Here is a 23,721-nt window from a genome sequence, read left to right on the forward strand (position 1 = left end):
ATTTATGAGCTTTTTTTCGATTAGTCCTGGTACTCATCACGATTAATACCACCCATGATCAACGCCTTTTGGCTTACAGCCTGATATTCAACACCACTGCCGGGGAATAATCAGATACGGGGATAAAAACACGATTCACTCAACCCGTATACGAGTGCGAATTAAACCGGACTCGTTAATACAAACACGCTGTAAGCTTTAATGACACGGGTGAGCATAATAAAGCCCGGTAAACACCGCAGAAGAAAGCTATGATTAAACGCGAATGATAAACTGATCTGCGACGAGTCACAAACCCATCTGCATAATAATGAGGCAATTGAATTTGGAAAATTCTCGACAAGCGGCAAGGGAGAACTGGTCTCAAGCCCAAATCCAAAGACTTTTCCCGGAAGATTACGAAAAATACAGGGCACAACTGAGCTTCACACCCGTTTCGGGTGACGCCAGCTTCCGTCAGTATTTTCGAGTGACCCTGACACCGGAAAAGCACTGGATCATCATGGATGCGCCGCCGGAAAAGGAAAACTGCGAGCCCTTCATTGCCATTGCTCAACACTGGCACCGCTACGATATCGCCGTTCCGGAGATTCTTGCTCAAGATCTGGAACAAGGCTTTCTACTCCTGACCGACTTTGGCGACCAGCTCTACCTGGATCACCTACAAAATGGACGTGCCGATGAGCTCTATGGAAAGGCCATTTCCACACTTCTGCACATCCAGCAGGCACCCGAGAATGATGAATACACCCTGCCTGCCTATGACGTCGCCCTGCTACAACGGGAGATGGCATTATTTCCAGACTGGCTACTGACTCAGGAGCTGGACTACACGCTGTCGGATGCCGAGCAAACTCTGCTCAAAGAGACTTTTCATATTCTGGTCGTCAATGCTCAGGAGCAACCCCAACTCGCCGTGCACCGGGATTATCACTCCCGAAACCTGATGATTCCCCGGAATCCGGAAACCATCCCCGGAGTGCTTGATTTTCAGGATGCTGTCAAAGGGCCCATCACCTATGATTTAGTATCCTTGTTACGGGATTGTTATATTCGCTGGCCACAAGCCAAAGTAGAGCAATGGCTGCAAGACTATTGGCAACAAAGTCAGGCGGCAGGATTACACCAGGTCGGGCTACCACGGTTCCGCCGCTGGTTTGATCTGATGGGTGTGCAGCGTCACCTTAAAGCAGCTGGAATTTTTGCACGCCTGCATTTGAGAGACGGAAAAAAAGGTTATTTGAAGGACATTCCGCTCACGGTAAGCTATATCACGCAAGTGTGCCAACACTATCCAGAGCTCAAAGGCTTTGGTGACTGGCTCGGACAACAGATTGTCCCTCGCTTGCAATCTCTGGCCTGCCAGGAAGAGGTTGTCTCATGAAAGCCATGATCCTGGCTGCCGGAAAGGGTGAGCGGATGCGTCCGCTTACGCTGACGACTCCCAAACCGCTCCTTATGGTCAGATCCAGACCGCTCATTGAACATCATATACTGGCATTAAAATCCGCCGGCATCGGCCACATTGTCATCAATGTATCCTGGCTGGGGGAGAAAATTGAACATCACCTCGGCACAGGTGAGCGCTTTGGTGTCTGCCTTGAATATTCCCACGAAGCCACCCCGCTGGAAACGGCAGGGGGGATTCAAAAAACACTCCCGAAGCTGACTACAGAAACACCTTGGTTTATTGTGGTAAACGGTGACGTATGGACAGACTACGACTACAGGGAGCTCGTGCAGCTCGGGCACCAGCTTGAAACGTCCACAACGGGAACCCAAGCAAGTGAAACCGAAAGTCGACCCCACGAAATCAAAGGTCACTTGGTGCTCGTAGACAACCCGACGCACCATCCTGAAGGTGATTTCGCCCTAAGTGCAGGGCAAGGGCCCATCAAAGCAATACAAAATTCAGGACAACAGCAATATACGTTCTCTGGTATCAGCCTGCTTAACGCATCATTGTTCGGGGAGTTAAAGCCCGGTGTAGCCCCGCTTGCACCATTGCTGCGAAATGCCATTGCCAAAGGTCAGATCAGCGGGGAGTATTTCAACGGAGAATGGTCGGATATCGGCACGCCTGAACGCTTGGCGCAAGTCAACAGTACACATCAAGTATGAGCGCACATCAGGTTTAACGGATTATCATCAACATCAAATCGCGGAGAACAATAACCATGTGGTTCGGAAAGTTTTACGGCAGCGTCATGGGGTTCATGACGGGAGGCCCTCTCGGGGCCATGTTTGGTATGGCAGTCGGCAACCAGTTTGACGAACAAATCAGTCGATTCTTTCAACAGCAATGGGATTATCGGCTTGACCATGGCAACCCCGCCGCGAAAAAAGCCATGATCCATTCCGTATTTCTCTCTCTGGGCTATATCGCAAAGCAAAGCGGACGGGTAACCGAAGCCGACATCGGTTTCGCCGATACTGTTATCCACCAGTTAAAACTCAACGAACAGGAACGCAAAATCGCCAGATCTTGTTTTACGCAAGGGAAATCAGACCACACGGCGGTAAGTGATGCACTAAAATCATTGAAAGGTAAATCCCTGCTGAATCCGCAGTTTCTAGCATTAACTCTAAGTGTCCTGTTCCAGTTTTCAGCACTCGATCAGCAACGGTATCAAGCCAGACTGAAAACACTGGAACAACTGTGCCTGCAACTCGGCATATCCCGCAGACACTTTGCGCAACTGCATGCACAGTTCATACAACAAACACGCAATAACTTACCCACAGCGTCACAGCTGAGTACTCGCGAAGCTTATCAGTTATTGGGACTGAGAGAGAGTGCGGATATGGATCAAATCAAGCGGGCGTATCGAAAACTGATGAGCCAATACCACCCGGACAAACATGCCGCTAACGGCACCAGTGAATCGCAACTGCAAAAAATAAAAGAAACCGCACAGAAAATCCAGGCGGCCTACGATCTGATCAAACGAGAGCATCAGGCAGCACTGGCTTAAACCGCTTTTAACGTTGTCCATTAACGCCGGGTTCGGGCCCGAATCCCCGGCGCATTTCGCTTCAGCCAGCCAGCAATACGATTCACCAACATTCCTTTGTCCCTTACCCGCATGGCGTTCGTCAGCGTAATGCTCACTTGTTGATAACCCGAAAACCCGCTACGCAGAGCAACACCTTTTCGGTATCTGCCCGCCTCCAGGGTACTTGCATTCTGTTTATCCAGCAGATCCAGCAGTGGTGCGCGCCAATTTTCACCCAACGCCTCAAGCATCAGTGCGCCGCCATCATCCGGTAAATCAGCCTCGAGCCAGATCATTGCCCCCGCATTCCGGCTACCACTGCCCGCTGCAACAGATTTAACATAGGTGAGAATCGCTTCCACACCATCCCCCACACCGAGTAACACAAGATTCTGATACCCTTGGGAGCGGGCATACTCAATCGCAGCGCCAATACGGGAAATGGCAACTGCCAGAACCTCCTCATGGGAGAAAAACAATGCTTTATCTGCAGCGGTCATTTCGGTCTCTGGAGGGGGCTCAAGCTCGGCACTTTCAGTCTTCTCATCACTTTCAACCTTAGCATCAGTTTCAGCGCCACCGCCGGTTAAATCAATACTCACATTTTCACTTTGGCCGGCGCCATTCTCATCACTTTTCGGATTAGCGGTTTGCTCCTCGACCGGTTCCGGATTCGTTTGCCCAGCCCCCTCTTCCTGAGCGGACTCGCCCCCCTCACTGGCCGCTTTGTCATTCCCCTCAGGCACTTCAGCCTCTGCATTGCCGTTTTCATCCGCTTCACTTTCATCCGGTTTAGGGCCCGGATAGCGATCATACTTTTTAACGGGTAGTTCACGCTCTGGTGGACGCAGATGATCCTGAGAAGGCATGGAAATCGCGATGGTATACCACCCCTGATCAGGCAATTCTTCCCGGAGCGGATCAATAAGCTGCGGCCAGGCCGAGTGCTCACTCAATCCTGGCACTAATATCACAGCCCCTTGGGGTTGCCCGGAACGCTCCTTTTCAAGCAAGGCCAAAAAGCGGCCATCTTCTGCACCAGTCTGCAACCAAACCTGTTTATGGGCTTTTTGTTGTTCCGCCAGAAATGACTCCGACATCGCCTGGGGATTGAGATGGACTCGTGGCAAACTGGCGGCCTTCTGCCGTGCCGCTGCCTCACGCTTCAAATCCTGCATAGGGTCCACTTCAGCATCCCCAGCATCTTCAGCCCCCCCAGCCTCTTCAGTCTCTTTATTCTCTCCCCCGTCGCCATTTCCTTCGGTACTGTTATCCTCGGAGCTGTTCTCTGCACTGCTGCTCTCTGCACCATCACTGACCACGCCCCCCTGAGCATCCTCCGGTGGCGTTTCAACCGCCAAAACATGTGAAGCGGGAAGGAGGTACAAAACGACCAGGCATAAACCAAATAACGTCAACCGACCAAGTACTTTGGAAGCAGGTTGTTTGTGTTTGACAGGGACAAATAAATTCAAAACATAATACTCTCAAATTTCAGGCACCGGTTACTCGTTGCGGATCGATCAATTGCATTGCCCGTATTTCCGTAACCTTGATAACTACGGCCTTGATAACCACAACCTTTATAACTATAGCCTTTTTGCGCAAACAAAAAGGGAATTGAACTCAAACGTCCGTTTTCACCCCGGTTCACACCCAACAATGGCTCACGCTGGCCCGCTTGGCACTGGAAACAAGGTAAATGTCGGCGCAAATGTTCTATCTGATACGAATTATTCGTACAATAGGCCCACTCGTCCCCGTCCGACAAAACACGAACCGCATTTAATCATAGGGTGAACCATGCAAAAATTTCAGATCGCGCCATCCATTCTGTCCGCCGACTTTGCCCGTCTGGGTGAAGAGGTCGATCAGGTGTTGGCCGCAGGTGCCGATATTGTCCACTTTGATGTAATGGATAATCACTACGTCCCGAATCTCACAATTGGCCCCATGGTTTGTAAAGCGTTGCGTGATTACGGAATCAGTGCCCCCATCGATGTCCATTTGATGGTTCAACCTGTTGATGAACTGATCAAAATGTTTATCGACGCCGGGGCGACCTATATCACATTCCATCCGGAAGCATCACAACACCTTGATCGCTCACTGCAATTGATCAAGGACGGCGGCTGTCAGGCCGGTCTGGTCTTTAATCCGGGAACCCCGCTCCATGCTATGGACTACGTAATGGATAAACTGGACATGGTACTGCTGATGTCCGTAAACCCGGGCTTCGGCGGGCAAAAATTCATTCCTGGCACACTCGATAAATTACGAGAAGCAAGACAGAAGATCGATGCGAGTGGTCGACAGATTCGCCTGGAGATCGACGGTGGCGTCAATATCGATAACATTCGCAGCATTGCTGAAGCCGGAGCAGACACCTTTGTCGCAGGCTCCGCCATTTTCAACACCGAGGATTATCAGGTGACCATTGAAAAGATGAAAGCGCAACTCGCACTGGTAAACAGCACGCTTGTTTAACTCATTATTGTAAGTATGGCATCGGACGCGGAGAGAAACCCTTGACCCAAGCAGAGCAGAACACTGGCACTCATAACAGTACAATCGAGCTGCAATCCTACGATCTGATCATGTTCGATCTGGATGGTACCCTGGTTGACAGTGTGCCAGATTTATCCAATGCCATGGATGCCACCCTGAACCAGCATGGACTGCCAAGCGCAGGTGTGGAGCGAGTGCGTGACTGGGTTGGTAACGGTGCAGCAAAGCTCGTCAGCCGGGGACTCGCCTGGGCCAAACAATGCACGGAAGACGAGCTCGCTCGCGCACTGTTTGATGAAGTCTATCTCAGCTTTCTGGAGCACTACGGGCGTACCAATGGCCAGTACGCCAGACTCTATGAGGGCGTTTTGCCTTTACTCACCCAGCTCAAAGGCAATATCCCCCTTGCAGTTGTCACCAACAAACCCATGGCTTTTACCACCCCGTTACTCAATGCACTGGGCATCGATCACTATTTCGCCCATGTTGCGGGCGGCGATTCGTTTCCTGAAAAAAAACCGCACCCGCAACCGCTGCAAGAAATCATCAATGCCGCAAATGCACAGAACCCGGTAATGATCGGTGACTCGATCAGTGACGTAAAAGCCGCCCGTGCAGCAAATATTCCAGTCGTTTGTGTGAGTTACGGCTATAATCATGGTCAGGACATTCGCTTGAGCAATCCGGATTTGGTTATTGATTCGCTGGCGAGCCTGCTGTAAGCTTAAGGGCCGTTAAGTTATGCCCCAACAAGGCCATTCATTTCGATGAAAGATATTGAAAGCAAGCTAATCAAAGCAATGACCCAACGTTGGCGCCCCTGGCGCTAATCAACGATCTACTCCGTCCTCGTTACGGCCACGTAACGAACTGCTTAATTAACGCTTGTTTTCTACCCTGACCAGTGCAAGGAATATCTTATGTCGCCTGAGGAATTTAAACGTCTTGCCAGCCTCGGCTATAATCGGGTTCCCGTAACTCGAGAAGTACTCGCAGATTTAGACACACCCCTGAGCTGCTATTTAAAGCTGGCCGATGGCCCCTACAGCTATTTACTGGAATCCGTTCAAGGTGGCGAAAAATGGGGGCGTTACTCCATCATCGGTCTGCCGTCCGAGACCGTCCTGAAAGTTCGGGGCCACACCGTGACCATCGAAACCCGGGGGGAAATCACCGAGTCCCATGAAATAGAAGATCCTCTTGCATTCATTGATGAATTCCAGGGGCGCTTCATGGCCCCGGATTTACCGGATTTACCCCGCTTTAATGGTGGACTGGTCGGCTATTTCAGCTATGACACCATTCGCTACATTGAACCCAAGCTGGCAGCCAGTACACCTAAAGATGAGTTGGGTACACCGGATATTCTGTTAATGGTATCCAATGAGGTCGTGGTGGTTGACAACCTGAGCAATAAACTGATTTTTGTTTGCCATGTCGACCCGGAATTACCCGGCGCATACCAGAAAGCCCAGGAACGTCTGGATGAACTTGTGGGTCATCTGCGGGATCACCAGCGTATACCCGTAGCGGAAGCTTACCAACCCAAAGATGTCTACGAGCGGGACTTCATTTCCGGTTTCAAACAGCCTCAATTTGAAGCTGCCGTAGATAAAATCAAGGAATACGTACTGGCCGGGGATGTCATGCAAACCGTCATCTCGCAGCGCATGTCGATTCCTTACACGGCACCACCATTGAATCTTTATCGGGCTCTGCGAAGCCTGAACCCGTCACCTTATATGTATTTCCTGAACCTTGATGACTTCCACATCGTCGGCTCCTCGCCGGAAATACTGGCCCATGTTGAACACAACAAGGTCACGGTCCGCCCCATCGCTGGCACCCGACGACGGGGGAAAACCGAGGAAGAAGATCTCGCGCTGGAAGCCGAACTGCTCGACGATCCGAAAGAAATTGCAGAACACCTGATGTTGATTGACCTGGGCCGTAACGATGCTGGCCGCGTTTCCAAAACCGGTTCGGTCAAAGTCACAGATCAAATGGTCATCGAACGCTATTCCCACGTCATGCATATTGTCTCCAATGTCCAAGGCGAGCTTAAACCGGATACCTCCGCAATGGATGTGCTTCGCGCAACATTCCCCGCGGGTACCCTGAGCGGCGCACCGAAAATTCGGGCGATGGAAATTATTGACGAACTTGAGCCGGTCAAACGCGGTATCTATGGTGGTGCAGTCGGTTACCTCTCCTGGAACGGTAATATGGATACCGCCATAGCCATTCGTACCGCCGTTATCAAAGATCAAACCCTGCACATCCAGGCCGGTGCAGGGGTCGTCGCAGATTCGGTTCCGGCATTGGAGTGGAAAGAAACCATGAACAAAGCACGCGCCGTGTTCCGAGCGGTGGAAATGGCTTGCAAAGGTCTGGATCACTAGGAAGGAGATAACTATGCTGTTAATGATTGATAATTACGACTCCTTCACCTACAACGTGGTTCAGTACCTGGGTGAACTGGGAGCAGATGTGCGGGTTTACCGCAATGACGAAATCGGTATCGCCGAGATTGAAGCACTCAAGCCGGAAAAGATTGTGATTTCCCCTGGCCCCTGTACGCCCAATGAAGCGGGGATATCCCTCGACGTCATCAATACGTTCAAAGGCAAAGTGCCTATCCTGGGTATCTGCCTGGGTCACCAGAGTATTGGCCAGGCCTTTGGCGCCAAAATCGTGCGCGCCAGCCAGGTCATGCATGGCAAAACATCCCCCATCCAACACAACGATGCCGGGGTATTCAAAGGGCTAAGCAACCCCTTTACCGCAACTCGATACCATTCTTTGGTGATCTGTAAAAATCATGTCCCGGATTGCCTGGAAGTAACGGCCTGGACCGAAAACCAGGATGGCAGCATGGAAGAAATCATGGGGGTCAGGCATAAGACACTGCCAATCGAAGGTGTGCAATTTCACCCCGAGTCAATATTGACTCAACATGGTCATGACTTGCTGAAGAATTTTCTGGATCGGTAGCATTGACCCAGGTACGTAGCATTGACCCGGGTACGTACCATTGATCCATGCACGTACTATTGACGACTAAATAGCCACAGCAACAGAGAACAACAGGATAACTGGAGAACGCAATGGACATGAAAACCGCATTGAACCGGGTTGTTGAAGGCCACAACCTCGATACGACCGAAATGCAACAGGTCATGCAGTTAATTATGACCGGGCAAGCCACCGATTCACAGATCGGCGGCTTTTTGGTTGCCTTGCGCATGAAGGGCGAAACCATTGATGAAATCACCGGTGCAGCACAGGTGATGCGAGACCTGGCCGCACCGGTTCAAATCGACCACCCGAATCTGGTGGATACCTGTGGTACCGGCGGGGATGGCGCAAACCTGTTTAATATTTCCACCGCCAGTGCTTTCGTGGTGGCGGCTGCCGGTGGCAAAGTGGCCAAACACGGCAACCGGAGCGTATCAAGCTCGACAGGCAGTGCCGATGTATTGGAGGCTGCAGGCGTGCATTTGGGACTGAGCCCGGAACAGGTGGGACGCTGTATTGCAGAAATCGGGGTCGGATTCTTGTTTGCGCCCGCACATCATGGCGCCATGAAGCACGCGATTGGCCCACGCCGGGAAATGGGCTTGCGCACGATTTTTAACATGCTCGGGCCGATAACCAATCCAGCCGGAGTCAAAAACCAGGTGATTGGTGTGTTCAATCAAGGTCTTTGTCGCCCACTGGCGGAAGCACTGAGCCGATTGGGTAGCAACCATGTTCTGGTAGTTCACGCCAGTGATGGACTGGATGAATTTACGCTGGCAGGCCCCACCCACGTAGCGGAACTGAAAAATGGCGCTGTCACAGAATATGATATTACACCCGACGAGCTCGGCATTGCCTCGGAAGATTTAAGCGGCCTGGTGGTCGACAGTGCGCAGAAGAGTCTCGAAATCATCCGTGCAGCGCTGAACAATGATGATTCCGATACCGCTCGCAAAGCCCGGAATATCATCACACTCAATGCCGGTGCGGCAATCTACGCAGCTGAACTGGCCGACGATCTGAAATCCGGTATCGAAATGGCCGCCGACGCAATCGGTAGCGGACTCGCATTGGCCAAGATTGAAGAGCTTGCCAGCTTCACCACTTGTCTTAAGGAATAACACTCATGGCGAATATACACCCTCCCGAGACCCCGACCGTATTGCGAAAAATCGTGGCCCGGAAGTGGGAAGAAATCGAAGAGCGCAAACGCACTTTGGCATTGCAGGAGTGCAAAGCACGTGCACTGGATACCGGTGAGTGTCGAGGCTTTATCAGCGCGATTCAGGCCAAGCTCGATCAAGGGCTGCCAGCGGTTATTTCCGAAATCAAGAAAGCATCGCCCAGCAAAGGTGTGATTCGGGAAAACTTCGAACCTGCGGAGATCGCGGAAAGCTACGAGCGAGCCGGTGCGGCTTGTTTGTCGGTGCTTACGGATCGTGATTTTTTTCAAGGTCACGAAGACTATTTGATCGCCGCTAAAAACGCCTGTGCCCTGCCTGCCCTGCGTAAGGATTTTATGGTAGCCCCCTACCAGATTTACGAAAGCAAACTGGTCAATGCCGATTGTATTTTGCTGATTGCCGCTTGCCTGACGAAAGACCAGATGCAGGAACTGGAAGGCATCGCCCATGAACTGGGAATGGATGTGTTAGTCGAAGTGCACAACGGCGACGAGCTGGACATGGCACTGACCTTGAAAACCCCTTTACTGGGTGTGAATAACCGGGATTTGCACACCTTTGACGTTTCCCTGAACACCACGTTCAGTCTTTTACCGCGCATCGATGACAATCGCATCGTGGTCACCGAAAGCGGTATTCATACCCGGGAAGACGTGGAAATCATGCGCTCCATGGCGGTACAGACCTTCCTGGTCGGTGAGTCATTCATGCGTGCGGATAATCCCGGCGAGAAATTACAAGAGCTGTTTTTTTAGCGGACAACGCCCCCGTATCAGTTCAGGTAAGACATTGACTGGCTTTCCTGAACTGAACGTCCCTCCATCCACTCGATCTTTCCTCGTTCTGCACGCTTTTCATTTATCGACACTACTTTTCATTTATCTGCACGCTTTTCATCTATCTGCACTATACTGGTGCCGTACGATAAAAAATTCGTCCACACACCTCATGCCACAAGGAAGAATAATATGAAGTGGATACCCCTCGCCCTTTTACTAACACCATTTATCACCGGCTGTAACGACGATTCTGATCCAATCGGCTCTGAAACACTCAAACAGACCACGGATACCCGCGTCACCATGAATCTGGATCCGGCAGTCACCCCACCCGCAGAACGATTCGATCCTGAAAAAGCCGACAGCTTTAATCAATCCACCACCCAAACCGTGTATGACAGCTTATTCCTCCCCCACGACCTGCAGCTGTACTTTGCCAAAGCAGATCATCCTGGAAGCCCAGCCAACACGTGGTGGATGTATGTGAGAATTGATGGCCAAAAAGTAGGAGACCCGGTAAATGATGCTCCGACTGAAGAAGCATTCATTCTGGCTTTCAATAACGACGGTGATTTTTCGAGAACACTCTCTGACACACCAGTCATTACGAACTGGTTACCGATTGACGAGAATGGCGAGCCAAATGGCGCATTAGGCCCCATTTATGCGGCTGACGGGGGCTCAAATCTACCTATCGTGTTACCACCAACAAGCTCAAATTTCACCATTACTGTGGAAGATCTCACCCAGCGAGCTAGCGCGACAACAAGAACGGTCAAAGTCACACCACACATTGAACTGGATCATTCGGTAGGCGAACTGGAAAAAGCGTTCAATCAAACTGACAGCACAACCTACCACGCCCGCATAACCCACTCAATTTACGATAGCCTGGGTATTAAACATTTACTGGAGTTGTATTTCATAAAAGCCAGCAACAGTACGCCACCACAATGGCAGATGATTGCAAAAGTAAACGGCAAGGATATCGGTGATCCAGCCCCGGGAAACAGCACAACATCCGATGCCGCGACCGTCGCCCGTTACAACCTGCAATTCGACCAGCATGGTCAGGTCGACATAGCTCAATCCGACCCCGGTCTCGTGTCCAACTGGCACCCGCTACTGGAATCCGGCGAACCTACCGGTGCGGATCTACCGGTCAATAAAATTGATGGCGCAACACTGCCAATACCCGAACCGCCCGACAGTTCTAATTTTGAAATTGATTATTCGAGCTTGAAACTAAATTTCAAATAGCGTTAATTTTGTCTGGCGAACCAATACGGTAGCCACTCACGTTTTGCTTCACGGCCATTCGATTCATTCAGCGTGAAGCAGAACGTTGCCCTGTTACCTTATTATTACCTTCTTCATCCCTTGCCCGAAAGCCACAATTCAAACTGGGCTTCTGTTATGCCAAGACCGACAATTGCACCGGCATGTAAAGTACTAAGATCAGCGAGAGTCATGGCAGTAAATTTATCAAGATCGATGATTTCTTGTTGCTGGCAGTAGTTTTCGATTATCTTTTCTACGGCTGGGCCATGTAAACCCTGCCTTACGATCTGGCCCATGATGGCCTTACGCTGCTGGCGATACTGAATACGGAAGGGATCAATTTCTCCCAGAGAGCTTTTAACCACACCATACTGTTTACCGTTTTTGTCCTTTACATGTCCTTTAAATGTCTCTTTAGGGACTTCGATCGGGTAATAGCGAGTCGCTTTTCGTTCACCTTTTCGGCCTACTCGGCCTTCATCGACCAGCGCGAGCAATCGCCTTTGTAGGGTCTTATCATTTAATGTAAAGCTCAAACATTCCGCTATTTTCCCACGAGAGATCCCCTCGGGATACTTATCCAGAAGCGTGATAATTTCTTTATTTTGCTGTTCGATTTCTTGCGCCATACTCATTCTCAAGATGTCCCCTAAATTAAACTAGCGCATTTAAAGGACACAATCATATGATTTATCTCTTTAAAGGACATTCACTTGCAGCATGACGATTTTGGGAATTTCAGTCTATTATTTGAATCCAGTAACTATTGGCTCCCCCCCTCAGATCAGGGTAATTGCCAGCAACTTATGCATCGCTAAAGGGGGGCAAACCGGACAGCGGCTCAGGCTTCACAATGTTGGTCTGCATTGCATACGAAATAGAACGTAGTCCCCTCATTTACCGCGGAATTGGCCCAGATATATCCACCATGCTTTTCCAATATACGCTTAACAGTAGACAAGCCCACGCCCGTTCCAGGGAACTGACTATCTGGATGTAATCGTTGAAAGGTACTAAATAATTTACCCGCTCGAGTCATATCGAAACCGGATCCGTTATCTCGGATGTAAAAAACTTTTTGTCCGGCTGAAAACGTCTCTGGCTTATCACCAACCCCCTCAGGAAAGCTTGCACCTTCAACCATCGTCAGATAACCAAATTCAACCTTTGCAGCTTCGGTTTTACTTGAGTATTTCCATGCGTTGCTGATCAGGTTTTCCATCACTGAATACATCATCCTCTGATCGGCATCAACAATGCAGCCCGGGATACAGTTTGTAGTAACCATTTGATCAGGAAAGCGCTCTCGCATTTCGGTGAACAGACTTTCCACCAAAGCACTCAAATCGACTTTCGATACCCTAACTTCCTGTTTTTGTAACTTCGAAAGTTCCAATAACCCCTCAATTAAGTCAGTCATCTTATCAGTGTTGCGGATTACTCGATTCAAATATACCTTTACTTCGCCGTCTAATGTACTTTCAAAATCTTCGAGAATGACATCGGTGAATCCTTTTATACCTCTTAGTGGAGCTCTAAGATCATGAGATACCGTATGTGTGAATGCATTTAAGTCCTTGTTGGCAGCCTGCAAATCTTGCACCGCAGCATTAAGGCTAATATTTGCTGTGGCCAACTCTGACGTACGCTTTTCAACTTTACGCTCTAAATTTTCATTCAGCTGAGTAACCTCATCAAATAACTGGGCATTCTCGTAAGAAATCGCAGCCTGAGCCAAGAGTAAATGAATTACATCTAAACGATCATCAGTAAATGCTTCAGCACTAAACAAATTCTCTAAATACAATGCTCCTATTAATTTATCACGATAATTCACTGGGACACACAGTAAAGACTTTGGTTGCCGGCTTATAAGATATTGATCATCGTAGAATGTTTGTTCTGAAACCAAATCTCCAACATTAACCATTTCATGGCTATTTAACACATAGCGAACGACATTTATTGGAAGGTCATCGCAACTATCTAGCGAGATTGGTATCTCAGGAACTAAAATACTATCCTCATTCGATAGTGCAACTACGTTATATGAACTTTCCTGCGCGATAACCAAAGCTCCGGACGAAGCTCCAGCACACTCAACAATCACACCTAAAACTTTCGCAGAAAGTTTAGTCATATATAATTCGCTGGAGATTAATTGCGCCGATTTCATCACGGATGCCATATCTAACGCTTGCGTTTCTTGTGAATCTTTTGCTTCAGAATAGGTAGACTTTTTCCCAGTATTCACTTCGCTTATCGGAAGCATATTGTCATATTCAGCTTTTAAGGCTTGGACTTTAACTGAGCAGCCCCAACTTCGATAAAGGTAAAGCGCTTCTTTCACGAAAGGGGTAGCGATTGATTCAAACCCTTGTTCTAACCAATAACTTGCAAAACGCTCATTGGCCAAAGCCTGGATCTGAATAAACCCATTACATTGCGCTAGCCCTATAGCATCTCGATAATCCTCACACACTGATTTCAGCGATTCCCCTCGTGCTCTTCGCGTTTCTGCGCGTAAAAGCAGATACTTGTGTTTAAAATTAGGTTCATATACGCGCTGATATACCTCCAAACCAACCACACAACGATCTAAATCACTCCTATCATCCTGCCCCGGATTTGAGCAATTTTGTGCTAACAGAAAACCATAGTAGAAGTAGTGTTCTGCTAAGAAGAGGATATTCGGAAGCAAAGATTCAATTTTGGTTACTTGCCTCATCAGTTCGAGGGAGCGATCAAATTCGCCAAACCAAAATGATAAGACACCACGATAATGTAATAGATAAGAGAAGTGAAAACTGCACTTTATCTTATTTAGAACCTCAGCACTAAAAGATGCATCATCCAAGTTTCGATAACTGCCATTTCCAACTCCAGTTAGGGCCTCACTGAGCTTTCTTAAAATACTTCCAGCGGGGTGAAAAGCGCCCTGCTTGAGCACAAATGCCTCAACGGATATGGCTTCCTCTTGAACTCGCCTTAGCAACTCTCCACGAGTAAATCGCATAATCAGAGAGTTACCATAATTTATCGCAGCCCGTGCCAAGTCTCCATTTTCAAGCCCTGATACTTTTCCCTTATCGGTTAACGCTATACAATTCTCAAAGCTCAACTTCAACGGGCCTATAGCCATGCCAAAGATATTGTAACAGTTTGATATTTCTCGACATTGGGAGTAACTACGAACTAGCTTTTGTGCCTCATCTTCTTGTTCAATCGCCAGTAACAACTTCCCTTGTCGCACCAAATGAAACGAATAATGAGCTAAGATTATGGCAGATAGGTCACACTTTCCAAACTGCAGCATAAGATTACAACTTTTAATTAGACAAAATTGCGCGAATTTCAGCTGTTTTAAAACAATTGCACATGAACTTAAATTGACGAGGACCCGGACGGCAATCAATAATTTTATATCTGTCATATCCGGTAGAGCGGATACGTTTTTAATCAAACCATCCAGAGAGTTTTCCATCAGCACAGCATTTTCATACTGAAGTGCGGCGTCTAATTCAGCGGGCTCGGGGGCTTTCATCCCTAAATAATCTAAACCCTGTTTAGCATGGGCCATACCTTCAGTCCAAACTCCGTGTCCTACACACTGCACTAATCGAGTGGCACAGAATTCTGCCCTGTCCAAATCACTTTCCACGTGATGAATCAATTCATGGTAAAACTGACCTGACATCTCAGGATGCCCTGTCAGGTATTCACTCTCAGCTTTGATTCGATAAAGTTCTTTTGTTAAATCAGCCTCCAGCTCCCAGGCATTTTCGGGTAACAGGTCGATCCCTATTTGGCTGTATTCTGCGGCAGCTTCCCAGACACTGGCCGCCCAAGCTTGCTTGGCAGCGCGCAAATTCATCCTGGAAATACTTATTCGCTCTTGAGACGTTTCTAAAAGATCCAATGCTTTATTAAACTGTTCTACGATTGAAAAACACTCTTCATTCGTCATCACCCCCTGGGAGTGCTTAAGCAATATACGCCCGACCCTTAGATGGGTTCTCCGCCGGTTTTCAGCGGACATAGATTGATAGGCTGCCTGAAGCATCCGATCATGTAGAAATCTACATTGTGGTGATATTGGCGAAGACTGAGACAATACATGGTCTTCTTCACTTTTTATTGGGACCAAATCCGCATCCTGCTGGATCATACCTAAATGCCAATCACCGCCATCCTGGAGTAATAAACCATCTCTCAAAGCAGGCCAGAGTCTTCTAGCAACAACCATGAGGTCTAACTCAGCTATTCTGGCCAGCATGTCTAAGTGAAACGTACTACCAACACATGCAGCTAATTGAATTAATGACTGTGAGCACTCCGGCAATTGACGCATTTTGCTTAACATCAGCTCAACAACATTATCAGTAATTCCCTCCAATTCAATCTGATCTATATCCCAGCACCATCTCTGTTGATTGAGATTAAAGTCCAGCAATTTATTCGTATAGAGTGCTTTGAGAAATTCTCCGATAAAAAATGGGTTGCCTGCCGTTTTTGCGTATACCAGTTTAGCTAAACACAATATTTCACTAGAGGGACGATGAAGCGCATCTTGCAGCAAGTCTGAGAGTTGATCAAGATTGAGGGGGCCCAACGTGATTTCGCTAAGTTGCTTTGCTAAATCAGGGCTTTTCCTTATTTTTTTTAAAGTCTCCATCGAGGGGTGATGAGAATCAACTTCATTATCACGGTACGCAACAATAATTAATAGACGACTTATATCTCCCAACAGCAATGGTAAAAGGTTCAGAGTTCCCCGGTCAGCCCACTGAATATCATCAATAAACAAGACGATTGGACGATCATGCGTAATCAGTTGCATGAAATGCTGAAAAACCAGATGAAAACGGTTTTGAGTTTCGTCAGCACCCAACGCTGTCACTGCAGGTAGCTCCCCTAAAACGAAAGCAAACTCCTGCATGAAATCAATTAGAACCCGAGCATTCGCACCTAAAGCACTATTTAATCGATGGCGCTCGGAGTGTAAACGCTGCTTAGAATATGACAACGTATGCTGAATCCAGCCCTTTAAAGCAGATTGCAGCGCAGAGTATGGTACATTCTTTTGAAATTGATCAAATTTCCCCGAACAAAAAAGCCCATTGTATGCGGCGATAGGTTTGTGAATTTCATGGACAAGAGCAGACTTTCCAATCCCGGAATAACCACAAATCGAAAGCATTCTAGGCTTCCCACCTGCAGCTTGAAAAAAACTCTTCATAAGCTGGCTTACTTGCTGGTCTCTTCCATACAATTTTTGCGGTATTTGAAATCTGTCAGAAATGTCCTCCATTCCGAGGGGAAAATCAGGAATAGGTTTATTCGCCGCAAACGCATATCTCACTTTTTCTAAATCTTTCTTTAGCCCTAATGCACTTTGGTAACGCTCTTCTGCTGTTTTTTTGAGTAATTTATCTACAATTTGTGATAATACGTCAGGAATTTCTGGACGAATCGTACAAAGAGGGCATTGAGGCTTAGCGATGTGTGCATGAACGATCCCCAACGCATCTTCAGCAGAAAATGGTACATGCCCGGCTAAAAGGTAATAAAAAGTAGCCCCCAGGGTGTAGAAATCGCTACGGTAATCAACCGCTCGATTCATCCGACCGGTTTGCTCTGGAGAAATATACTCCAGAACACCCTCGATATGTTCTGGAATTTCCAACATCGGCTGCTCACGGGACAACAGCGAAGCAAGGCCAAAATCAGCAATTTGTGTGTGGCCTGTTTCCGGGGAGACAATGATATTACCTGGGTGCAAATCTTTATGGATTACCTGATGATAATGGATCACACTCAAAGCTTCTGCCAATTGAATTGCGATGTTTAAAAACACCTCAACAGGCAATACACCTTCATCAAAAGATTTGATATGAGTAAATAAATCAACGCCCTGAATGTCCTCAAGAACCATCGTCGGGTATGTATTTCCTCTACTTTGATCACCAAATTGTTCACGTTGCCCGACACGAATCCAGTCTAATGCTTTAATTATATTTGGGTGATCAAACTGACTTAAAACCTCATAACCGAATGAGAAGCGAGAGAGTCGCCCTGCATCGGGAAAATCTGCAATTAACTGCTTTAAAATAACTGTTTTTCCGTCAGAGTTTCGTGTTGCACGATGGACAACAGTTTGAGCATTGTTAAACAAGGTATCGGAGATTTCGTATCCCGGTACTTCTAAAAACAATTTGACCTCCATCGATCATCGGAAAAACACAGAAGAAATCAGAATAATTATAGTTGAGATAATTTACGCGGTTTAAAGTTAAACGATTGCTCAACAGAACAACTTATGATTAGTTCGCGCTTTCGCAGGGCTGCAATGCTTGATAGTTAAGACTGAGCTATCGCGATCTCACTGATAAGACAATCATATGAGCACACTCGTTGAATCGCAGAAAAAAGAAGGACGTTTATACCAGGATGAGTCTAACCGTGTTGTGCGTTTTGCTTATATCAAGGGTGCCGTTCTGGCCATGATGCAAGGTAACAATGAAGCCGCAGTCCCATTTAATTATTTATTCAATCCCAGTCACCCCGATGCCAAAACGGTTTCATTCTCGACAATCACGCAATTTGGCTTCGATCCCTGGCTACTGATCAGCAGAAGGTAGTAATTAGCGTTATCCCTTACTGCCCGCGTCCCCATTCAGCGTAAAGTAAAACGTTGCCCCTTTGCCTTCTTCAGACTCGGCCCAGATTTGCCCCTCATGGCGCTGGATAATCCGCTGTACCGTGGCTAAACCGATTCCGGTGCCTTCAAATTCGGAGGGGGTATGAAGACGCTGAAAACTGTCAAACAGTTTTTGCTTGTACTTCATATTGAATCCGGCGCCATTATCTTTGACGAAGTAAATGGTTTGACCCGATTCCTGCAGAGAACCAAATTCAATGCTGGAACTCGTTTTCTTCGAAGAATACTTCCATGCATTGTTTAACAGGTTTTCCAGCACCGATGTCAGCATCCGACGATCTCCGCGTACGGTCAAACCATTGGCAATGGTCAGTTCCACCGCTTGCCCGGGAAACTGCTGGCGAAGTCCCTGGCATATCATTTCAGCCAGTTCGGAAAGGTTAACTTCCGTGCGCACCAGTTGACTGCGGGTAAGCCGGGAGAGCTCCAGCAATCCATGAATTAAATCATTCATTCTTTCCGCATTCGTGCCAATTCGGTTCAGCATATCCAGACCGAATGAATCCAGAATCGAACTGTAGTCTTCTGCCAACGCCTGCGCGAATCCCTTGATGCTTCTCAACGGCGCACGTAAATCATGGGATACAGAATAACTGAACGCTTCCAGCTCTTTGTTAACCGCTACTAATTCTGCGGTTCGCTCTTTAACTTTATCTTCAAGGTTCTGATTGAGTGTTTTGACTTCCTCGAATAACTTGGCGTTTTCAAGGGATATGGCCACTTGGGTGAGCAACATCTCCAATACATGCAAGCGCCCGGAAGTAAATGCGTTAGTCGCCAGAGTATTTTCCAGATAGAGTACGCCCGATATTTTGTCCTGATAATGTATTGGAATACACAATGCTGATTTGGGTTGTGCGTGCTGGAAGTAAGGATCAGCAACCCATTGCGCGTCGTTGGCGATATCCTGTGACAAGCTGAAGCTTTCGCTGCGCAGTACAAGGCGCACCATATCCAATGGCAAGGCCGTCGAGTCTTCCAACGGAATCGGTGGCAGGTGGAATTCGGTTTTCAATCCCCCCTCGGTGAGATCACATTGGGTTTGCAACACACTGACCAAACGCTCCTGCCGCATCAATAACAAAGTGCCAGACTGGGCTCCGGCGCTTTCAAGAATGATCGCCATAATCTGCGTGAGCAACCGCTCTGACTCAATTTCGCTGGAAATCGTTTGTGAGGATTTAACAATGGTATCCACATCCAGATTGCGAGCACTGGCCGACCGGCTCTCTGCCCATGCACTTGATGGCGTATTCTGCACGACATCCTGCTCGGCGAATAATTCAGGATATCGTTGTGCCAGAGCGGTTTGACGAACTACCGCCCCCCACTGTCCATATAGATAGTAGGCCTGCCGTAATGTACTCCAAGCCGTGTCGGGCAGCTCATGGGCTTCAGCACACTCCCCGTATAACTCACAGGCCAAGGCGGCATCCTGCAAAAAACCATTTGCTTCCGCCAGGGAAATCGCTTCTCGATACCGGGCTAACATGGACAGATCCGGGTGGAATGTTCGGGCTTTTTCTGCCGCTAACAAACGAAGCTTATGTTGAAAATTTTCAGGACAGCCTTCTACCCAATCACTGAACTGTTCAAGTATCCACTCCAGCTGCTGATCCACTTCGGCGCGATCACCCAGTTCGCCCGTTCGCCACAACGCGCAGATCAGAAGGCCTTTGTAGAACAGGTGATCAACATTCGGAATAAATCCCGGTATCAGCTCCAGAAAAGCTTCTGCCTGGGGGATTTTTTGATACGCCTCAGTATACTGCCCACTCCAGAATAACCACTGAATTTCCAGATGTGCAACAAACGCCCGAACCGAAGTATTTTGAATTAACTCCCATTCATGATCTGAGAATGTATCGGCATCAAATAAATTCACGGTGTTCAGACCAAGCAACAAATCGAGCATACGGTCATAGTGAATACCTGCACACATTGGCAACCCGTACTGCCGCTTAAGATCCCTCAAGATATCCAGTCGTTTACGTACTCGCTCCAGAGGCTCTCCTCGACTGTAAGCATAGATAACCGAGTTTGAGTGACACCCCAAAGCCAGAACTACCGAGCCATTCGCCAAGCCTTCACGAAAACCTTTATCCAGTATCGCGATCGACTCTGAAAAAGGGTGCGAGTAGAACCAGACCATGGAACCAATCGTAATGCTTGCATTTGCCATTTCCGGATGGCCCGGACTGACATCGAGGAGCTGCAGCGCCTTGGCCGCTATTGTCGAGGTAATTGCTAACGACTTATTGCCGCAAATACGGGCCAATGCATACCGGGCCAGGATCGTCGGAGCCTGTTTACCGCCACCGTATTCCAGTAACAAGCCCATGGAATACTCCATCACAAACCTAGCCAAGATGGGACGCCCCCCAATATAGCAGCAACCACCCATGGCTGAGACCAAAGCGAGTCTAAGCTCTTGATCAGCATCGATTATGGCATCAAAGCGAAGTTGCGATACCTCATCCTGATTGGCTAACTGCTGATCAAGTTGGTGTTCATGATGAGTGATGGTGCGCAGGAGATCTACCTCTTGCTCTGGTACTTTAAGATCGCAATAGCGCATCCCTTCCAGACCATTCTCGATTGCAACATCAATGTTTAAATCTTTGCCGCCATGCAATAAATCCAGCGCACAAAGTCTGGCTTTATCGTAATCGTCAGTTAACTTTTCTAATACGTAGCGGCTAAATGCCAGACCAACAGTCCCGTTACCGTTAAGATAAGCACACTCAACAAATAACATACTTATCGATTTGAAATCACTATAATGGGATTTCCAGGCCCCTACGGGTAAAAGTGACAGCGCCACCTGGGCATATTGCAACGCAGTCCGCCAGACACCCGAATTCCTGGCCACAATAGCCGCGCGATAATTAAGCTGTGCCACCTGTAATTTTTCAGCTTGCTCTGAAATTAAAACCCGGCCTGCATTGAACTGCTCAACCAGCGCAAATAACGCGGTACCGATTGGTTCAGGATTTTTTTCCAGACTAATGCGTCCGATAAGCAAATGCGTCGCGAGTCGCACCTGCCGGTCAGTTGATGAATAGGCCGCTTGCAGCATGCGATCATGAAGAAAACGACATCGAGGCAGGGCGGATGAACAATAGGACTCGCCAGTTTCTCCCCCAGCCGGAACACTGACTAAACCGGGCAACCAGTCTCCCCCTTCTTGAACCAACAACCCAATCTGCAACGCAGGCCAGAGCGTAAGCATCAACTGGTGCAGCTCCATGCCGGATATCGTCGCCAACATCTGAACATCGAAGCGGCTACCGATACAGGCCGCATTTTGCAACACCGTTTGCGTCTCGATTGGCAAGCTTGCCATTTTATCGAGCATGAGCTCCACAACATTATCCGTGATTCCCCTCGCCTCGATCTCTTCCAGGATCCAGCTCCAGCCTCGAGCACCACGATCAAACTGCAACAGGTCTTCACTCAACAAGGATTTCAGGAATTCAATAACAAAAAACGGGTTTCCTGCCGTTTTCTGCTGCACTAACGTTGCCAATTCTGAAACGCCGTTTTCGGTATGCAAGGTTTCGCTCAGCAACGCATTCAGGCTGTCATAACGAAGAGATTGCAAGTGGAGCGTGTAAACCGCATTGGGGACATCACGGGTTAGCGAATCCAGCACCTCGGTAAGGGGATGGGACAAACCCACTTCTTTATCGCGATAGGCGATCAGGATGAGAATATTGCCTTGAGCACTGAGCACCAGACGATGCAATAACTGCAGCGTTCCAAAATCGGCCCATTGCAAATCATCCATAAAAATAACGACAGGCTTGGACTCGGAAACCACCTGCAACAAGCTCACTACCGTTTGATGGAACCGGTTGCGGGCTTCCTCTGAACCGAGCACCGGCACGGCCGGTAAGCCCCCCAGAATCAACGCCATATCCGGGAGAAAGTCGATTAACAATCTGGCATTCACACCGAGGGTATTCAGCAGTCGGTGTTTCAAACGGGTAAAAGCGTCTTCTTTTAATGTCAGCGTTTGCTGCACCCATTCAAGCAATGCACTCGACAATGCAGAATAAGGGGTGTTCTGCTGGAGTTGATCAAATTTGCCGCTGATAAACAGTGCACTGTTTTCTGCAATGGGTTTATGCACCTCACGAACCAGCGCTGACTTACCCACCCCTGGCGATCCGGCCAAACTGAACAGAACGGGATGTCCTTGGCACGCCTGATCGAACGCGGCCCAAAGAGCCTCAATCTCTTGTTCACGACCGTACAGCTTTTGCGGAATTGAAAAGCGGTCGGAAACATCATGCTCTCCCAATTCAAATTCACAATCTTCCAGGGCACTTTGCCATTCCTGCTGGCACCGCGTTAAATCGTGAATGAGCCCCTCGGTGCTTTGATAGCGATCCTCCGCATTTTTCGCCATCAACTTGTCAACAATACGCGAGACCATCAACGGCACCGTCGGATTCACTTCAGATACCGGCTTGGCACGCCGGGCAATATGAGCATGTACCATCCCGATCGCATCATCCGCCTCAAACGGCAGTCGCCCGGTCAGAACCAGATAAAACACCACACCCAGCGAATAGTAATCCGTCCGGTAATCCACCGCACGGTTCATGCGCCCGGTTTGTTCTGGCGATATATACGGCAACAACCCTTCAATCTGCTCCGGTGGCTTAAGCGGTGGCTGCTCTCTTGGCAATTGCGTGGAAAGGCCAAAGTCCGTCACCTTGATCTCATGATAAAGCGGGTGAATCAACACATTACCGGCATGAAGATCTTTATGAATAATGTTGCGCTGGTGTATCACCCCCAGTGCTTCACTTAACTGCAAGGCCACTGAGAAAAAGAGTTTTAAAGTCAAGCAATGGTGGGGCAGCGAATCCAGAAAGGTTTGCAGAGAAACCATGCCGTCATCCGGCATGAGTATTACGGGAGAATTACCCTGTTTGATCACCCCGTGCACCGGCACAATTAACTTGTGATCAAATTTCTTTTGGATATCAAACGCAAAATGAAGCCGCCGAACCTGATCAGGCCGGGGATAAGGGGAATTAATCGCCTTTAAAATAAACGCCCGATCCCCCTGCCACGCCCGACTGACTGAAGTGTTTACGCTGGAGTAAATCAGTTCACTGTTTGTGAAGTCCGGCGTGGGTACTTGCAAGTTAACGATCTCCTGGAAACATTCCGTATTTAGGAGAGTATAGTATGTTTGGCTGGAGCGAATAGGCAAA

At 48.4% G+C, this 23,721-nt stretch carries 15 protein-coding genes; 11 read left to right on the top strand and 4 right to left on the bottom strand.

Translation table 11 applies throughout. The features are described 5' to 3' along the window. The first annotated feature begins 325 nt into the window (after positions 1-325). From OLMES_RS22345 to djlA, 3 genes are read left to right on the top strand one after another with little or no spacing between them, the layout of a single operon-like run. On the top strand, positions 326-1,384 hold the full coding sequence (locus OLMES_RS22345) for an aminoglycoside phosphotransferase family protein (protein ID WP_232465179.1): 1,059 nt from the start codon (positions 326-328) through the stop codon (positions 1,382-1,384). After that, entirely contained in the window at positions 1,381-2,121 is a 741-nt protein-coding gene (murU, locus tag OLMES_RS22350; RefSeq protein WP_087463287.1) for an N-acetylmuramate alpha-1-phosphate uridylyltransferase MurU, read from the top strand. The genes OLMES_RS22345 and murU overlap by 4 nt, the downstream gene beginning before the upstream one ends. Before the next feature lie 56 nt (positions 2,122-2,177). Beyond that, the gene (djlA, locus tag OLMES_RS22355) at positions 2,178-2,975 is read left to right on the top strand and encodes a co-chaperone DjlA (RefSeq protein WP_087463288.1); all 798 of its coding nucleotides are present in this window, start codon (positions 2,178-2,180) and stop codon (positions 2,973-2,975) included. A gap of 20 nt (positions 2,976-2,995) precedes the next feature. Here the strand turns inward: djlA and OLMES_RS22360 are convergent, their stop codons facing one another. Then, complete coding sequence (locus OLMES_RS22360) at positions 2,996-4,471, bottom strand: DUF3530 family protein (protein ID WP_087463289.1); 1,476 nt, start codon at positions 4,469-4,471, stop codon at positions 2,996-2,998. Between the two features lie 328 nt (positions 4,472-4,799). On the opposite strand from OLMES_RS22360, the gene rpe reads away from it, so the two are divergent. The 7 genes from rpe (at position 4,800) to OLMES_RS22400 (ending at position 11,748) form a co-directional block, all read left to right on the top strand. Then, on the top strand, positions 4,800-5,483 hold the full coding sequence (rpe, locus tag OLMES_RS22370) for a ribulose-phosphate 3-epimerase (RefSeq protein WP_087463291.1): 684 nt from the start codon (positions 4,800-4,802) through the stop codon (positions 5,481-5,483). A 41-nt stretch (positions 5,484-5,524) separates the two neighbouring features. After that, entirely contained in the window at positions 5,525-6,226 is a 702-nt protein-coding gene (locus tag OLMES_RS22375; protein WP_232465180.1) for a phosphoglycolate phosphatase, read from the top strand. Positions 6,227-6,424: 198 nt separating this feature from the next. Beyond that, positions 6,425-7,906 (top strand): anthranilate synthase component I, encoded by a 1,482-nt coding sequence (gene trpE, locus OLMES_RS22380; protein WP_087463292.1) that lies wholly within the window; start codon positions 6,425-6,427, stop codon positions 7,904-7,906. Between the two features lie 13 nt (positions 7,907-7,919). Next, on the top strand, positions 7,920-8,498 hold the full coding sequence (locus OLMES_RS22385; RefSeq protein ID WP_087463293.1) for an aminodeoxychorismate/anthranilate synthase component II: 579 nt from the start codon (positions 7,920-7,922) through the stop codon (positions 8,496-8,498). Between the two features lie 113 nt (positions 8,499-8,611). Further along, a complete protein-coding gene (gene trpD / locus OLMES_RS22390) occupies positions 8,612-9,646 on the top strand; it encodes an anthranilate phosphoribosyltransferase (protein ID WP_087463294.1) in 1,035 nt (344 codons plus the stop codon). A 5-nt stretch (positions 9,647-9,651) separates the two neighbouring features. Further along, on the top strand, positions 9,652-10,464 hold the full coding sequence (trpC, locus tag OLMES_RS22395; RefSeq protein ID WP_087463295.1) for an indole-3-glycerol phosphate synthase TrpC: 813 nt from the start codon (positions 9,652-9,654) through the stop codon (positions 10,462-10,464). 213 nt (positions 10,465-10,677) lie between these two features. Beyond that, positions 10,678-11,748: a flagellar basal body FlgE domain-containing protein gene (locus OLMES_RS22400; protein ID WP_087463296.1), complete on the top strand. Its 1,071-nt coding sequence runs from the start codon at positions 10,678-10,680 to the stop codon at positions 11,746-11,748. Positions 11,749-11,861: 113 nt separating this feature from the next. On the opposite strand, the gene OLMES_RS22405 is transcribed toward OLMES_RS22400, so the two are convergent. Then, positions 11,862-12,398 carry a hypothetical protein gene (locus OLMES_RS22405; protein WP_157678460.1) on the bottom strand — a complete coding sequence of 179 codons (537 nt, stop codon included), beginning with the start codon at positions 12,396-12,398 and terminating at the stop codon, positions 11,862-11,864. A 212-nt stretch (positions 12,399-12,610) separates the two neighbouring features. Continuing rightward, positions 12,611-17,983, bottom strand: a complete 5,373-nt coding sequence (locus tag OLMES_RS22410) for a protein kinase domain-containing protein (protein ID WP_198343083.1) — start codon at positions 17,981-17,983, stop codon at positions 12,611-12,613. A gap of 187 nt (positions 17,984-18,170) precedes the next feature. Here OLMES_RS22410 and OLMES_RS22415 point away from each other — a divergent pair, with 187 nt between their 5' ends. Continuing rightward, positions 18,171-18,410: a hypothetical protein gene (locus tag OLMES_RS22415; protein ID WP_087463299.1), complete on the top strand. Its 240-nt coding sequence runs from the start codon at positions 18,171-18,173 to the stop codon at positions 18,408-18,410. 9 nt (positions 18,411-18,419) lie between these two features. Here the strand turns inward: OLMES_RS22415 and OLMES_RS22420 are convergent, their stop codons facing one another. Next, positions 18,420-23,651 carry an AAA family ATPase gene (locus tag OLMES_RS22420; protein ID WP_198343084.1) on the bottom strand — a complete coding sequence of 1,744 codons (5,232 nt, stop codon included), beginning with the start codon at positions 23,649-23,651 and terminating at the stop codon, positions 18,420-18,422. Positions 23,652-23,721 lie beyond the last annotated feature (70 nt).

This window comes from Oleiphilus messinensis (genome assembly GCF_002162375.1).
GTDB lineage: Bacteria > Pseudomonadota > Gammaproteobacteria > Pseudomonadales > Oleiphilaceae > Oleiphilus > Oleiphilus messinensis.

Excerpts from the sequence above, each read along its gene's own strand:
- OLMES_RS22385 (WP_087463293.1), top strand. The coding sequence starts at position 7,920 with ATGCTGTTAATGATTGATAATTACGACTCCTTCACCTACAACGTGGTT.
- rpe (WP_087463291.1), top strand. The coding sequence starts at position 4,800 with ATGCAAAAATTTCAGATCGCGCCATCCATTCTGTCCGCCGACTTTGCC.
- djlA (WP_087463288.1), top strand. The coding sequence starts at position 2,178 with ATGTGGTTCGGAAAGTTTTACGGCAGCGTCATGGGGTTCATGACGGGA.
- trpE (WP_087463292.1), top strand. The coding sequence starts at position 6,425 with ATGTCGCCTGAGGAATTTAAACGTCTTGCCAGCCTCGGCTATAATCGG.
- OLMES_RS22400 (WP_087463296.1), top strand. The coding sequence starts at position 10,678 with ATGAAGTGGATACCCCTCGCCCTTTTACTAACACCATTTATCACCGGC.
- OLMES_RS22415 (WP_087463299.1), top strand. The coding sequence starts at position 18,171 with ATGAGCACACTCGTTGAATCGCAGAAAAAAGAAGGACGTTTATACCAG.
- murU (WP_087463287.1), top strand. The coding sequence starts at position 1,381 with ATGAAAGCCATGATCCTGGCTGCCGGAAAGGGTGAGCGGATGCGTCCG.
- trpC (WP_087463295.1), top strand. The coding sequence starts at position 9,652 with ATGGCGAATATACACCCTCCCGAGACCCCGACCGTATTGCGAAAAATC.
- OLMES_RS22405 (WP_157678460.1), bottom strand. The coding sequence starts at position 12,398 with ATGGCGCAAGAAATCGAACAGCAAAATAAAGAAATTATCACGCTTCTG.
- trpD (WP_087463294.1), top strand. The coding sequence starts at position 8,612 with ATGGACATGAAAACCGCATTGAACCGGGTTGTTGAAGGCCACAACCTC.